The organism is Synechococcus elongatus PCC 11801 (genome assembly GCF_003846445.2).
GTDB classification, from domain to species: Bacteria; Cyanobacteriota; Cyanobacteriia; order Synechococcales; family Synechococcaceae; genus Synechococcus; species Synechococcus elongatus_A.
In genome coordinates, this window is sequence record NZ_CP030139.2 from 367,771 (window position 1) to 381,565 (window position 13,795).

A 13,795-nucleotide genomic window follows, 5' to 3' on the forward strand; every position below is an offset into this window, starting at 1 on the left:
CGGCACTAGTCAAAGTCAGGTCGGCCAGACTAAAAATCTAGGTAGCCATCTGTAAAGTGCCCGACTTCTCAGTTGGAATCACTAACTTAAATAATGGAGTTTCTAAAAACAGTCTAAAAAAGTAAAACCTGTTGATACAGTTGAATCCACTCGGCTCCCCAGATCCAGGCGATCGCGCCGCCTAGTGCTAGGAACGGACCAAAAGGCATCGCCTGCATTGGCTTGAGTGTGCCAAGCCAGCGTCCAATACCCCCCGCGATCGCACCACTCAGACAAGCGAGGAACAGTGCTAAAAGCAGTTTAGGACCGCCTAGCCAAACACCCAAAAGCGCTAGCAACTTGCTGTCGCCACCGCCGAGTACCGGCTGTCGAAGCACAAATTCACCAACCCAGCGGAATAGATCACTGAGCCACAGTGCCGCGATCGCTACAAACAACGACCAGAACAACGTCACAGGCCAGTTTGCTGGCGCGATCGCCAACTGAAAAGCGACGCCCACAGCTAGTCCCGAAGCCGTCAGGGCATTGGGCAGCGTCATCGTATCGAGGTCAATGACACTCAAGGCCACGAGCCACGAGAAGAGAATCCAACCACCGACCGTGGCTGCCGACCAGCCAAACTGTACCGCTAGCAAAACAAATAGAGCTGCAGTAAATGCCTCAATAATTGGGTAGCGGGCGGGAATCCGATGCTGACAAAAATGACAGCGACCCTTTAGCTTTAGCCAGCCAATAATCGGCACATTATCTTGAGGACGCAGCGATCGCCGGCAGTAAGGGCAACGGGAGGGCGGGTGCAGCAGCGATAGTCCCAATGGCAGCCGATAGATCACCACATTGAGAAAACTGCCGATTGCAGCGCCTAAAACCGCGACAAACAACAGCGCAACGGCTTCAAACATAGTGGTTAAGCGTCAGCTTGAAGCTGATCGAGGGGCACAAAAAACTCTTGGGGCAACAAGATGGGACGCTGACCAAAGACGACATCGCCCCGTCCTGATCGCCGATTCAGCACCACCCCCACGGGTCGTTGATCCGTCTGTGGATGGGCAACGAAATAGGCACGGTAGATTTTGCGGGCTTCCCGCAGCAGGCTAGCTTGGCCACTGCGATCGCTGGCTGAACCAAGCCGTGGGAACTCCAGACTCATCGCTTTCTGTCCTCTATCGCCTCCCATGGAAGCATACTGCTGCAACGAGCGGGAATCTATTACAGAGGCGATCGCCCCCAGCCTTTTGCAGCAAAGGACTCTCCTGATCGGCTATCTGCTCCGATGGCAGGGGGTTCAGTGCCGCAGTAAGCAGTAAACCGCCTCTGCACTGCAGTCTGCAGGGGATGGAAAACGAGAACAAAATTTTAAGTCCGCCTCGGTTTACGCCTCGTCTTCTAAATCCTTGACAGGAAAACGATTAATCAGATCCAAGGCAGCACGGGCGGTGTCTTTAATGCCAGCCTGCAAGTAAGGCATGTGAGGAATTTGCGCGAGGAAATCGATCGTGCGGCGCAGCACGCGCACAATATCGCCTTCATCGAGGCTGGTCGCGGCGCAGAGTTCATTCCAGTCCATGCCTTCAGCCCAAGCCTTCACCAGTCCGGTCAGATCCAGCTCAAGCCAAATTGGGGTGAAGACATTGCGACGACTCTGCTGCTGTTGGAGCTGACGCCGTAGTCCACGCACCCCCATCAAGGCATCTTCTACGGCAGGCGGAACGTCAAAGCGCGTCCAGAGATCCGGACGTGAGACTTCTGTGACCAAGGCTTCGCTCGCTGCGGCAAATTCAGCAGGTGTCAAGCCATCCAGCTCACCGCTCATCAGGACTAGGCCGAGCCAAAGTTCGTTATCACCTCGGAGAGCCGCGACGTTCTGGCCCATTTCCGTCGGTTTCAGGTCTTCTAAGCAGGAGAAGTTCTCCAAGATGCTCATCAAACTGAGGAACTCCTGCCAGTGACGCTGACCCAATTTCTCAAGCCGAGCCCGGCGATCGCCAATTTCGTCCTCCAGCGCTTGCAATTGCTGCTGGCGTTTATGGAGCCGCTTACGGTTTTGCCAGCGATGGACGGGATGGTTGATCAAAAGCGTGTTGACCGCTTCAACCTGTTCCGCTTGTTGCACCACTTCCTCAGCCAAATCACTGCCTGCCAAGGCGAGGTGATGCCGCTGGCTCAATTCCCAGAGTTTTTCCGCAATCCAAGCCGTGGCTTCATCTCCCTTGCCATGCTGACCGGGTTTCTGTAGATGCGCGGGTGGATGGAGATAATCGACAGCGCTGATGCGGGCGAGTTCGGCATGAAGCCCCACGACATCGGAGGTGGTCGCGACCACCCAGCGATTGTCCATTCCAAGGCAAAGCAACCAGGGGAATTGACCCGAGCCAGGAATTTTAGCGATCAATACTGCGGGAAGTGGCTCGGGCACCGGCACATGGCGACCCTTGAGGCTGAGGATCGTACCAGCTACTGCAAATGAGAGCGCCATCGCTAAATCGCGATGCACGACTTCTTCGGCTTGCTCATGCAGGATTTTGAGCAGGCGCTTTTCTTCCTTAAGGCGACCGTAGAGCTTGTCGTACTCAGCCAAGGCGACAAAATCAACATCGGCTAGCTCGGCCTGGAGGCGATCGCGCTCAGCTTCGACCGCGGCAATTTTCTCCTGCTCTGGCTTAAGCGAGAGGTTGGCTAAATAGCGCCCAAAGCTACGTTCGACTAGCTCCTTTGCCTCTTCGAGGCTGTGCTTTTGCAACAGGTTCAAGACCATGCCGTAGCTGGGCGTGAACTGGCTAACGAGCGGGTCCGGCCCGACGGTTGCTAGGTGAGCGGCTTCCTGCGCGCCCTCAAAGCGAGACTGAACCGTGACCACATAGCCTTGGTCATCCAAGCCTCGCCGTCCGGCTCGACCCGACATCTGCAGAAACTCGGAGGGCAACAACAGCCGATGGCCGCTATCCGTCCGCTTCGAGAGGCTGGCAATCACGGTTGTCCGTGCCGGCATATTGATGCCCGCCGCTAGGGTTTCCGTGGCGAAAACAACTTTGACCAGTCCTTCTTGGAAGAGTTCTTCAATCAAGCCTTTCCACGCTGGCAACACCCCAGCATGGTGCGAGGCAATACCGCGCATCAGTGGTTCCACATGACCCGATCGCGCCGCTTCAGGACTCTGGGCAAGAAAGGCATCAATCCGTGCTTTGAGCCGTGCCGCTTCCTCCGCATTGACGAGCGAGATTGGCCCCAGATCGCGCACGGCTTTATCGCAACCGCGGCGACTGAAGATGAAGTAAATCGCCGGTAGCATCTGCCGCTGTTGGAGCTGACCCACCACAAAGCCGAGGGAGGGGATCTCCGGGATTTCTCGCCCCTTGCGATCGTGCTTGGCCCCTTTCGCCTTGCGCCGCACTTTGAAAGATGGGTGAATCGCTTTGCCCGTCTCATCCAACAGCGGAAACAAACCGTTGTTGCCGCAGAAACTGAAAGCAAGGGGAATCGGGCGATAGTCCGAATAAATCAAGTCGGTGGGGCCGTGGACTTGATCAATCCAATCGGTGAGCTGCCCGCCATTGGCGACGGTGGCCGAGAGCGCAACCAATTGAACAGTGGGTGGGCAATAGATGATCGACTCTTCCCAGACGGTGCCCCGCTGCTGGTCATTCATGTAGTGGCACTCATCCAGCACCACTGCTTCAACATCGATCATCGAGGTGCCGACTTCGCCAATCCGCGTGCCATAGAGCATGTTGCGGAAAATCTCAGTGGTCATCACCACGATCGGAGCATCCCGTGCAATCGAGGTGTCGCCCGTCAGGAGCCCAACGCGATCGCTGCCGAATTGTTCGCGAAAGTCCCGCAGCTTTTGGTTAGAGAGTGCTTTCAGCGGCGTGGTGTAGAAAACGCGCTTACCCCGTGCCAGCGCCCGATAGATTGCATATTCACCGATCAGCGTTTTGCCTGAGCCAGTCGGGGCGCAAACCACCACCGATCGCCCCTGATCGAGTGCTGCGATCGCCTCTTTCTGGAAATCATCTAGCTCAAACGGAAACAGCGTCGCTACATCCAGCGAAAAAGCTGTTTCAGTCTGACTCACGAGGGTATCCACAATTGAGGGCAATGTTCCAATTGTGACCTATCCCGCTCGCCCCTCCAATTGGCAGCAGTCCCACGAAGATGACTGTCCAGCCACCAAGAGCAAGGCATTGATAGCTTGATATTCCTTAGATTCGCCAATGCTCCTGAGTGAAGACAGTTGCTAAGCAGGCTCACCATCATCGACGACTTGTAGCTGAATCACCCGTCCACTTTGAATGTCACCGAGGGGCAGGCTGATTAATGTGCCGGAGAGAGTTTGCAGGTGCTGGAGGAGCGATCGCAGATTGGGCGTGCTGGCACCACTTTCGACGTAGAGGCGATCGCTGAGGCTGCTGACGCGCCGCCAACTGGTGTAAAGCTTGGCGATCGCCTGCTCTAGCTGCGCTGACTGGCTCAACAGGTCGGAGACCAAATTGAGAATATCGAGCCGCTGGGCTTCATTCAGCGCCTGCTCCAAATCCAGCGTCGTATTGTTGAGTGTGCGCACCTGCTGTGCCGCTTCGAGGTAGCGCGACAAGTAGCGGGCTGCCGCTGTCATCTCCTTGAGAGTGTTGAGATCGGGCTGCAGCGCCACTTCTTCTTGCAGCGGAGCTTGATGGATTTCTGGCAGTTTTTCCAGCTCGCGGACAAAAGGCGCGATCGCTTTGGCAGGGAGTCGGTTTTCAGCGGCTTTCTGACGCACGGGTTCAGGCAACAGATCCGAGCTAACCGCTGTCCATTCATCTGTCAGTTGGCGCACCTGTTGCCGTGTGATCCGCTGTCCATTGCGCGCTGCATCGCCAATCAACTGCTGGACTTCGGGTGCCGATTGGGAGGTCTCAACAAAGGCGCGTTTGCTGAAGCGCGAGAGGGTGTCCGTTTCCAAAATGCCTTCATCCACCAAGGCATCGGCACTGTTGGCCAACTCGATCAAGGCATAGGCGCGACTTTTGGTGATCTCGCGATCCTTAAGCCAGTTCAGAAATCCCATGCCGCGACCTTCACCGCCCCGTTTCTCGCGATCGCGCACCACGCGCAAAATTCGCCCGCGCCAAATCTCGGTTTGTAAGTCAAAGCGATCGCAGACCAGCCAAGCCTGATCGACCTGCTGCTGAAAGTCACCTTCTGTTAGCGCTTCATCACTTGGATCCGGCAGTTCCAAATCTAACGAAGCGTCAGGCGGGGCAGCAAGAACAGTCATGAGCAAGGGCAACAGAGGTAGGCGGTCATTATCGCACTGGGCTGTCGCGGCCAGAGAAACAAAACTTAAAGGCGAGAAGCCTCGGCAATTGGAACACCGGTAGTAGTCTAGAAACGATGTCTGCAAGCTGATTCCAGCCTTTTGAGACATCGCAGAAGCTCATCGAGGAAGCATCAGTTATGGCCATCGCGCGTGGTGATAAGGTTCGGATCCTCCGCCCAGAGTCTTACTGGTTCAACGAAGTCGGCACGGTGGCTTCGGTCGACCAAAGCGGCATCAAGTATCCCGTGGTCGTCCGCTTTGAAAAAGTGAACTACAACGGCTTCAGCGGTTCGGATGGCGGTGTCAACACCAACAACTTCGCCGAAGCAGAATTGCAAGTGGTTGCCGCCGCTGCCAAAAAATAGACTGCGCCTGTCTTCACAAGAGGTTCCTGAAACGGCTACAGCAACTGTGGCCGTTTTTTGTGACTGAAGCTCTCGCCGTATACTGCTTCGGTTGCGATCGCTTCCTGTCTTGCCTGAGTTACCCGAAGTCGAAACTGTCCGCCGTGGACTGGATCAACAAACCCTGCAACGCACTTGCATGGGCGGGGAAGTGTTGCTGGATCGCACGATCGCGGCACCTAACTCTGAGCAATTCCTTGCTGCCTTGCAGCAGACTCAGATTCAGGAATGGCAACGGCGTGGTAAGTACCTGTTAGCGAGCCTTCAGCAGGGCGATCGCCCTGCCGGAACGTGGGGCGTCCACTTGCGGATGACGGGGCAATTCTTCTGGACAACGCCCGAGACTCCGATCGCTAAACATACGCGAGTGCGATTGCAGTTTGAGGGCGATCGCGAATTGCGCTTCATCGATATCCGCAGCTTTGGGCAGATGTGGTGGGTGCCGCCCGATCGCCCAGTAGAATCCGTGATCACTGGCCTAGCGAAGTTGGGGCCAGAACCGTTTGCTCCAGAATTTACTGCTCGCTATCTGCACAGCAAGTTGCAACGCAGCCAACGCCCGATCAAGACGGCGCTGCTTGATCAAGCTTTGGTGGCAGGTATTGGCAATATTTACGCTGATGAAAGTTTGTTTCTCAGCGGCATCCATCCGACCATACCCAGCGATCGCCTGACCAAGGTACAGGTAGAAAAACTACGGGAGGCGATCGTGGAAGTGCTGACAGTCAGCATTGGTGCAGGTGGCACCACTTTTAGTGACTTCCGCAATCTAACAGGGGTGAACGGTAACTATGGCGGTCAGGCTTGGGTCTATGGACGTAAAGATCAGCTCTGTCGCGTCTGTGGTACTCCGATTCAGAAGCTCAAACTAGCAGGGCGATCGAGTCATTTCTGTCCTAATTGTCAGCCTTGTTCATCAATGCGATCGCGCAATTAAGAATCACTGATGATTTGTGAGCTTGCACGAATTGTGTCGCCCTCGGCTAGAGTGATTCCTCTCTTGTTATCAGCAGCCTTGTGAGCAATTGAAATGCCTCGTCTCGACACATCACTAGAATCCTCAGGTGCAGAATTCCTTGTTTTGGGCAATCTCTTAATTGAAGGAATTCAAACCTTCAAAGCCTATACTAATTTCCCTGGCTATGACTTGATTGCTACGAGCCCCCAGCATCAGACTGCTTGCCGAATTCAAGTAAAAAGCCGCTGGGCAACTGATTTTGATGGCGGCTTCCCAATCCGTAATTTCGACTGTGACTTTGTTGTATTGGTTGCCCTAAATCGAGGCTATCGGTATCGCCGCAGGGTTACCGCTAAAGATACTGGTCGCAAAGACCCTCAGTTTTTTATTTGCCCGATTGCTGTGGTTCAGTCTGCTCAACTAATCGATAGTCATTGGGGTAAAGTCTTTCTGAAGCAGATCGATAACATCGAACACTATGAAAATCAATGGTCTTTAATCCGCACTTTTCTCGAATCAGCTCATGTCAGCCCAAGCTCCTGAACAGAAAAAACCCTCCTAAACATTCGCCTAGAAGGGGATTGGGTGATTAAAACTTGCGAAAGCAATGAATGATGCCTAGCTTGGCTTTTGCTCCGGCATCATGCACTTATCGGAGTCGCAACCGGCTGGACCTGCTTCCACTTGGAACCCAGAATCGTAGAGCCGTAGTGAAGCCAAGAAATCATCGGTACGACGACGCTGTACCACTTCCGCTTCTAGTCGTTCGTAGGTGGCCTTATCGATTGGCTCGAAAGGCAAGCGCGGGAAGGTGGCATTGGCATCAAAGCGAGCCAAGAGTGCCGCCGACATATACCCTTGATTGTTGGCGATCGCTTCATAAATACGATCAGCCAGTGGTTGAATTTCCGGCTCACGGAATTCGATCGTGGCGCTGGTGTTGTGGGTGGTGTAGTGGGTCTGCACCTGCATGTAGAAGTCGAATTGCGCCAGTGCTGAAAACTGACTGATATCGACTTGATCTGCACCGGGCAAATTCGCCCAACTGACTTCCGTGGGAATTTCCACCAACCATTCAGTACAGCGCGGATCAAACGGATCATTCAGCAAGTGGCCGTTTTCATCCTTGTCGGATTGCGAGGGGACGATGCTGTAACCGTAATCCAAGCAAGCCAGAGCAACCGGATCATTCTTGCGGAAGGTAATCCGACGTAGGAAGCGCTGAGCTTTAGGCGGATGCCAGCCCGGCGATGCACCGGTTAGCAGCGATTTTGTGCCAGCCGGTTGCACCGTCGTGCAGCGATTTGGACGACGCAGGTTATGGCGATCGCAGTAGTCCCAAACCGCTTCATGAACCACGTCCCGCCAACGGTTCAGGTAAGCCGCTTCTTGACGCTTAAATTCCAACCCTTGCAGTGTTTCCGGACGTCCTTCCGTCCACCAGTCCAACCAAGGCGTACCAAAGGCATGGACAAAGAAGTCGAACAAACCCGTGAAAGAAACGCCAACAATCGGATCAACTTCGCGACTAAATTGATAGCGTTCTTCAGAGAACTGATGATTCAGAAGCGCCGCAACTGAAATGGCGCCAGCGCGGAAGGCATCTTCTTGCGTTTTCGTATCCTTAGGATCGATTTGATTGAGGTGAACCTCAGCCAAATTGCAGTGAAAATCTGCGCCCAAAATTTCACCACATGGGTTCAGACCGTAGCGCTGTAAGCGATGATTCAACTCGCGATCGCTTTGATTCGGCCAATTGGTTTTGAGCCAGTTTTTGGCTTCGTCTGACCCGAGTTCCAGATAGATTTGAATGAATTCTTGACGCAGTTCTGGTGTTTTTAAGAGGTCAGCATTGGAACGGGCAATCGCTTCTGGAGCGTACTGAATTGCCCCCTCACCGCTATAGAACTGCTTGGTGACCGCCTCAAGGACTTCCTCACGCGTCGGTTTGTGATGATAAACCCGTGTGTGGTTTGCCATCCGCAGCGCGTCACGCTCAGGATCAATCCGCCAGTTACCGGCTTCATCTTGTTGCCAGAGGTTTTCCTTAGCACCTGCTGCCTTGGTATCCCCGCTGTCGAACTGGCGCATTCCTGCCGATCGCCGCACATTACCGGCAACAACGACAACGGCTGCTTCATCAATCAGCAGACAGCATTCGATCGAGTCCAGTTGCCGACCGACCGCTTTGTTGAGGATTTTGGCAACGCGATCGTAAAGTTCCGGCAGTTTCACCGGGTTGGCAACACCGCCAAAGCCTCTCAGCCGCTCACCTGCCGGTCGAACATCCGACAGGTCGATCGCCACTTGAACAGGACCAGTAAAGCGATCGTCGCTACTCAGTTCCAGCAGCGTTTGGTAGGACTTGACCCAACCCGCACGGCTGTCACCCACCCGAATCGTGACGCTGTTGCCATCGATTTCAATGCGGGTCTGCTCTTGGCGATCCTCGGCGGGAGTCTGACCCAGTTCGCCAATCACCGCAACCTGCAGCGAGTTGCGAATTGCGGGCAGTTGATTGATGTATTTCGGCTCAAGGATAGCGCCGGTCCCACAGCCCATCATCGCCAGATCCATCATCAGGCCGAAGGCGCGCCAGTCAATGACGTTGGTGCTAGTGCAGTTGTAGCCGCCGTTGTAGTTCTCGGGTTTGGCAATCCAGTCGGTGCCCCCCACCCAGAGCCAACGGCCAGAAGGCAAGGATTGCTGTTTCTCTTGGTAGCGCTGCAGGAGGTCAACTTCTGCTTGAGTCAGCTTGCCAAGTTCCGCTAGCCCTTGAATCGTGCGATCGCTGACTTCCTGCCAAGACTCGCGCCCTGTTGCTGTCTTACGGCTGTAAGTCCGGTAAAAAACAGGATTGGCCGCAGGAGCTGTGGCAGGAAAATCACTAATCCTAAGAACCCGAGATAGCTCCTGCACCATTGTATTTAGCCCCTGCCAACCGGTTTAAGCACTAGGGATAGAGTTTAGCAGATTGAACGGAGAGCGAAAGAGTATATCAGAGCAAAGACTATAAGGTCTTCTCACCCCTCCCATCATGAACTGGTGTGAAGCCCCAGCAGCAGCCCTTAGCTGCGACCGTAGTGGTCCTCGAAGCGAACAATATCGTCTTCTTCGAGGTAGCTACCGGACTGCACCTCGATCATTTCCAGCGGCACCCGCCCGGGGTTGCTGAGCCGGTGTTTACAGCCGACGGGAATGTAAGTGGACTGGTTTTCCGTCAGCAGAACTTCTTCGTTGTCGCGAGTGACGAGAGCCGTACCTTTGACGACGATCCAGTGCTCAGCTCGGTGGTGATGCATCTGGAGCGAAAGACTTGCGCCAGGATTGACGGTGATCCGCTTGACTTGGAAGCGATCGCCCAAGTCCAGTGAGTCATAACGACCCCAAGGTCGGTAGATTTTGCGATGGGCGCGGCTCTCGCGACGAGCTTCCCGCTGCAATGCTTCCACCACTTGCTTAACCGTTTGGGTGCGATCGCGGTGAGCAATCAGTAGCGCATCATCGGTTTCTACTGCAACCACATCTTCTAGGCCAACGCCGACGACAAGGCGACCTTCTGACCGCAGATAGACATTTCGGCAGTCGAGGGCCAAGCTGTCGCCAACCGTGACATTGCCAGCACCATCCTGTTCTAGGGCTTGCCAGAGGCTGCTCCACGATCCAACGTCCGTCCAGCCCGCCTGCAGAGGCAGCACTGCACCCTGTTGGGTGTGCTCCATCACGGCATAGTCAATGGAATCGCTGGGGCATTGAGCAAAGGCGTCGCGATCGAGACGGATAAAGTCCAAGTCAGTCTGTCGTTTTTGCCAAGCAGCCTCACAGGCTGTGAACATTTCGGGGGCATAGCGAGCCAGTTCACTGAGGTAAACTGAGGCCCGAATCAGGAACATGCCGCTGTTCCAGTAGTAGCAGCCTGAGGCGACATAATCCTCAGCGGTGGGCAAATCGGGTTTTTCGACGAAGCGATCGATTGAGTAGCCACCTAGGTCTAAATCAGACCCCGCTTTGATATAGCCATAACCCGTTTCGGGTGCTTCGGGGACGATGCCAAAAGTGACGAGATGTCCAGCGGTCGCCAAGGCGATCGCCGTTTGAACAGTGGCGCGAAACGCCTCGGGACTCGCGATCGAATGGTCAGAAGGCAGAACGAGCAACAGCGGATCATCGCCTTGGGCTTGGGCTTGCAATGCCGCGATCGCCACTGCCGGCGCAGTGTTGCGACCTTCTGGTTCAAGGACAATCGCAGCCGCCGTCTGCCCAACCGCTCGCAGATGCTCAGCGACGAGAAAGCGATGTTGTTCGTTGCAAATCAGGAGTGGTGATGCAAGCCCAGGCAGCCCTTCTAAGCGCAGCAGCGTCTCTTGCAGCAAGGAGTAGTCGGACAGCAGCGTATGAAATTGCTTAGGGTAGCTCTCGCGAGACAGGGGCCAGAGGCGACTCCCACTTCCGCCGGAGAGGATGACCGGAACCAGCATGAGAGGACTTTCCACAGCAATGCGTCGGCTGACCCAAGATACCGCAGGCGGGTTGGTCTCGGTGCTGAGTTGGACAGCGATCGCAGCCGAACACCTCTTTGTCTGTAAACCCTAGGCAGTGCTGAAGTCGTCAGCCAGCACACGCTTTGTATAGCGGATCACAAACGTGAATTGGCACACGCCAGCAGCCAAAAAGCCGGTGGTACGGTCGCCCCAACCTCACCCTTTTGCTCACTTCACTCCTCGCTGCTTGCCAATTATTCAGTTTCGGAATCATGAATTTTCCCGTCAAAGCAGGCCTGATGGTCACCGGCATCAACCTGCTTGCGATCGCTCCTGGCCAAGCCCTGAGTCTTGACCAGATTCAAAAAATTGACGCAGTCACTCCCGAGGGCATTACAGCAGGACAAATCACCTCGGTGAATGAACTCAGTGATATTCGGCCCACCGACTGGGCCTATCAAGCTCTGCAGTCCCTCGTTGAGCGGTATGGATGCATTGTGGGCTATCCCGATCGCACCTTCCGGGGTAGTCGGCCACTGAGTCGTTATGAATTTGCGGCGGGTCTCAACGCTTGTCTAGAGAAAGTGATTGAGTTTGCTGCTTCCAAAGAAGATCTCGACACCCTCAAGCGGCTGACTGAAGAATTTCAGACTGAGTTGGCCACACTGCGGGGTCGGGTAGATGCCTTAGAAGCGCGCACGACGGAACTCGAAGCCAATCAGTTTTCGACTACGACTAAACTGCGCGGTAACGTCATCTTCGGTCTAGATGCTCTCGCGAACAGCAATGGCAATGAGGTCAACAGCAATGATGCTGTCTCCTTTGGTAACAAAGTCGACCTCGATTTAGACACCAGCTTTACCGGCAGTGATCTGCTTAAAACGCGGCTGCGGGCCCGCAACATTGAACCGATCACGAATCGCCTAGATCCGGGCTTTCGAGCTCCTGGCTCGGTGCTGGACTATGGTGGTAACTCCAATAACACCTTCTTCATTGACAAGCTCTACTACACCTTTCCGGTTGGCAGCGTTCGCTTTACCGTCGGGACAGTAGGAGTGGGTGTTCAGGAATATGGCATGCGCGACGCCACCTTCTCGAGCAGTGCCAATGAAGGTAAAACCTTCCGCAAAGGCCCCGCCAATATTTACGAAAGTAACGGCAAGGCAGGGGTGGGTTTCGACTGGCGCATCAATCCAAACTTCAGCTTCCAGCTGGGCTATCTCAATCGGGGTGCCGATCAAGTTGGCGTTGATCAAGGGGGGTTCTTTGGCCAAGGCACCCTAGGCACCGGCAAATCGGGCTGGGATGTAGCAACACAGTTGCGGTTTGAAACGGACAATCGCAAGTTTCGAGCTGCTCTGGCTTATAGCCTCCGCAACGATCGCTACGTGACTGACTTGGGCACGACTCGGGCTGAACGCCCCTTTGGTGCAGCAAGCTACAGCACCAACAACTTTGCCCTGACGATGGGCTGGGCAGTGAGCGATGGGTTCACCATTTCGGGATCTTACGGTATCGGCTTTGCCAATGTAGCGGGTGGTTCAGACAGCGCCACGATTCAGACTTGGAATGTGGGCATGACTTTCCCAGATTTGTTTGCCGAAGGCAATTTGGGCGCGATCACTGTTGGTCAAATGCCTTTTGTCACCAGTGCCAGCCAACAGTCTGCTGAAGATACAGGCTCGCTGGGTTTAGAGGTGAACTATCAATTCCAAGTGACGGACAATATCTCGATTACGCCCGGGATTTATTTGTTTAACAACACCAATGGTCTCGAGAATGGTGGAACTAGTTACGTTCCCTATCTGAGAACGATCTTCCGCTTCTAGTTCCCATCATTTCTTTATCCACACACCAAGATTAAAGGTCCTGTCAGGCTACTAACAGGACCTTTCTGAATATCCTAGAAGTAGACGATTGTCGAGCGAGTGTTATTGGACTGACGGAATGATAACGCTATCAATAATATGAATGACACCATTTCTGGCTTTAATATCAGTAGCAATAACAGTGGCTTGATTGACTTTTACTTTGCTATCGACAATTGCTAGCTGTAGACTACGGCCTTCAACTGTCGTGACAGCGCCGGGCTGAATTTCAGCCGAAGTGACTGTTGCTGGCACGACATGATAAGTCAAGATGCTAATTAACTGATTCTTGTTTTCGGGCTTCAGTAATGCTTCTAACTGGCCTTCAGAGAGTTTGGCAAATGCTTCATTTGTAGGTACAAAGACAGTAAATTGCCCATCACTAGATAGAACCTTTTCCAGGCCGGCAGCTTGAATGGCGGCAACAAAGGTGCTGAAGTTTTCATTGCTCTTAGCAATATCTAAAATCGAGGACTGGGCGGGTTGAGAGGTTTGAATCTCTGTTGTAGTCGTTGACTCAGCTGGCTTACTTATTTCTGCCTGTGCAGGCATTGCACCTAGCAATGGACTCAGAATGAGCGCAGCTGCAAGAGCTCCTTTGAATAGAGAAGAGAAACGCATTGAGGCTGGTATGAACTCAACAAACACTGCTCTTTGACGGAGAAGTTCATCATGAGTTTCTCATTGACTCAAAGTGGAAGACAGTTTGATCACTGTCATGTGGTTATTAAGAATAATGTTAGCCATCACTTAAGACACAATTTTTGAATAACCTGATGCTGAAG

At 53.9% G+C, this 13,795-nt stretch carries 11 protein-coding genes; 4 read left to right on the forward strand and 7 right to left on the reverse strand.

Features of this window, described 5'->3' with window-relative positions; translation table 11 throughout:
* Nucleotides 1–113: 113 nt before the first annotated feature.
* The 4 genes from DOP62_RS01770 to DOP62_RS01785 all read right to left on the reverse strand — a co-directional run bounded on the left by DOP62_RS01770 (nucleotide 114) and on the right by DOP62_RS01785 (nucleotide 5,257).
* Nucleotides 114–902 carry a prepilin peptidase gene (locus tag DOP62_RS01770; protein WP_208673052.1) on the reverse strand — a complete coding sequence of 263 codons (789 nt, stop codon included), beginning with the start codon at nucleotides 900–902 and terminating at the stop codon, nucleotides 114–116.
* A 5-nt stretch (nucleotides 903–907) separates the two neighbouring features.
* Nucleotides 908–1,150 carry a hypothetical protein gene (locus DOP62_RS01775; protein ID WP_208673049.1) on the reverse strand — a complete coding sequence of 81 codons (243 nt, stop codon included), beginning with the start codon at nucleotides 1,148–1,150 and terminating at the stop codon, nucleotides 908–910.
* 222 nt (nucleotides 1,151–1,372) lie between these two features.
* Entirely contained in the window at nucleotides 1,373–4,075 is a 2,703-nt protein-coding gene (locus DOP62_RS01780; RefSeq protein WP_261789791.1) for a DEAD/DEAH box helicase, read from the reverse strand.
* Nucleotides 4,076–4,237: 162 nt separating this feature from the next.
* Nucleotides 4,238–5,257 (reverse strand): hypothetical protein, encoded by a 1,020-nt coding sequence (locus DOP62_RS01785; RefSeq protein ID WP_208673045.1) that lies wholly within the window; start codon nucleotides 5,255–5,257, stop codon nucleotides 4,238–4,240.
* A 179-nt stretch (nucleotides 5,258–5,436) separates the two neighbouring features.
* Between DOP62_RS01785 and DOP62_RS01790 the strand changes: the two genes are divergently transcribed.
* The 3 genes from DOP62_RS01790 to DOP62_RS01800 all read left to right on the forward strand — a co-directional run bounded on the left by DOP62_RS01790 (nucleotide 5,437) and on the right by DOP62_RS01800 (nucleotide 7,204).
* Nucleotides 5,437–5,664, forward strand: coding sequence for a photosystem I reaction center subunit IV (locus tag DOP62_RS01790; protein WP_011242545.1), 228 nt, complete (start codon nucleotides 5,437–5,439; stop codon nucleotides 5,662–5,664).
* A gap of 109 nt (nucleotides 5,665–5,773) precedes the next feature.
* On the forward strand, nucleotides 5,774–6,640 hold the full coding sequence (locus tag DOP62_RS01795) for a DNA-formamidopyrimidine glycosylase (protein WP_208677008.1): 867 nt from the start codon (nucleotides 5,774–5,776) through the stop codon (nucleotides 6,638–6,640).
* 93 nt (nucleotides 6,641–6,733) lie between these two features.
* Complete coding sequence (locus DOP62_RS01800; RefSeq protein WP_208673043.1) at nucleotides 6,734–7,204, forward strand: hypothetical protein; 471 nt, start codon at nucleotides 6,734–6,736, stop codon at nucleotides 7,202–7,204.
* Nucleotides 7,205–7,279: 75 nt separating this feature from the next.
* Here the strand turns inward: DOP62_RS01800 and nrdJ are convergent, their stop codons facing one another.
* A complete protein-coding gene (gene nrdJ, locus DOP62_RS01805) occupies nucleotides 7,280–9,583 on the reverse strand; it encodes a ribonucleoside-triphosphate reductase, adenosylcobalamin-dependent (RefSeq protein ID WP_370538841.1) in 2,304 nt (767 codons plus the stop codon).
* Between the two features lie 146 nt (nucleotides 9,584–9,729).
* Nucleotides 9,730–11,139, reverse strand: a complete 1,410-nt coding sequence (locus tag DOP62_RS01810) for a mannose-1-phosphate guanylyltransferase/mannose-6-phosphate isomerase (RefSeq protein ID WP_208673041.1) — start codon at nucleotides 11,137–11,139, stop codon at nucleotides 9,730–9,732.
* 275 nt (nucleotides 11,140–11,414) lie between these two features.
* On the opposite strand from DOP62_RS01810, the gene DOP62_RS01815 reads away from it, so the two are divergent.
* A complete protein-coding gene (locus tag DOP62_RS01815) occupies nucleotides 11,415–12,971 on the forward strand; it encodes an iron uptake porin (protein WP_370538842.1) in 1,557 nt (518 codons plus the stop codon).
* Nucleotides 12,972–13,073: 102 nt separating this feature from the next.
* Here DOP62_RS01815 and DOP62_RS01820 read toward each other — a convergent pair whose 3' ends face one another.
* Nucleotides 13,074–13,658, reverse strand: a complete 585-nt coding sequence (locus DOP62_RS01820; RefSeq protein ID WP_370538843.1) for a fasciclin domain-containing protein — start codon at nucleotides 13,656–13,658, stop codon at nucleotides 13,074–13,076.
* Nucleotides 13,659–13,795: the final 137 nt, after the last annotated feature.

Excerpts from the sequence above, each read along its gene's own strand:
- DOP62_RS01770 (WP_208673052.1), bottom strand. The coding sequence starts at position 902 with ATGTTTGAAGCCGTTGCGCTGTTGTTTGTCGCGGTTTTAGGCGCTGCA.
- DOP62_RS01775 (WP_208673049.1), bottom strand. The coding sequence starts at position 1,150 with ATGAGTCTGGAGTTCCCACGGCTTGGTTCAGCCAGCGATCGCAGTGGC.
- DOP62_RS01785 (WP_208673045.1), bottom strand. The coding sequence starts at position 5,257 with ATGACTGTTCTTGCTGCCCCGCCTGACGCTTCGTTAGATTTGGAACTG.
- DOP62_RS01790 (WP_011242545.1), top strand. The coding sequence starts at position 5,437 with ATGGCCATCGCGCGTGGTGATAAGGTTCGGATCCTCCGCCCAGAGTCT.
- DOP62_RS01800 (WP_208673043.1), top strand. The coding sequence starts at position 6,734 with ATGCCTCGTCTCGACACATCACTAGAATCCTCAGGTGCAGAATTCCTT.
- nrdJ (WP_370538841.1), bottom strand. The coding sequence starts at position 9,583 with ATGGTGCAGGAGCTATCTCGGGTTCTTAGGATTAGTGATTTTCCTGCC.
- DOP62_RS01810 (WP_208673041.1), bottom strand. The coding sequence starts at position 11,139 with ATGCTGGTTCCGGTCATCCTCTCCGGCGGAAGTGGGAGTCGCCTCTGG.
- DOP62_RS01815 (WP_370538842.1), top strand. The coding sequence starts at position 11,415 with ATGAATTTTCCCGTCAAAGCAGGCCTGATGGTCACCGGCATCAACCTG.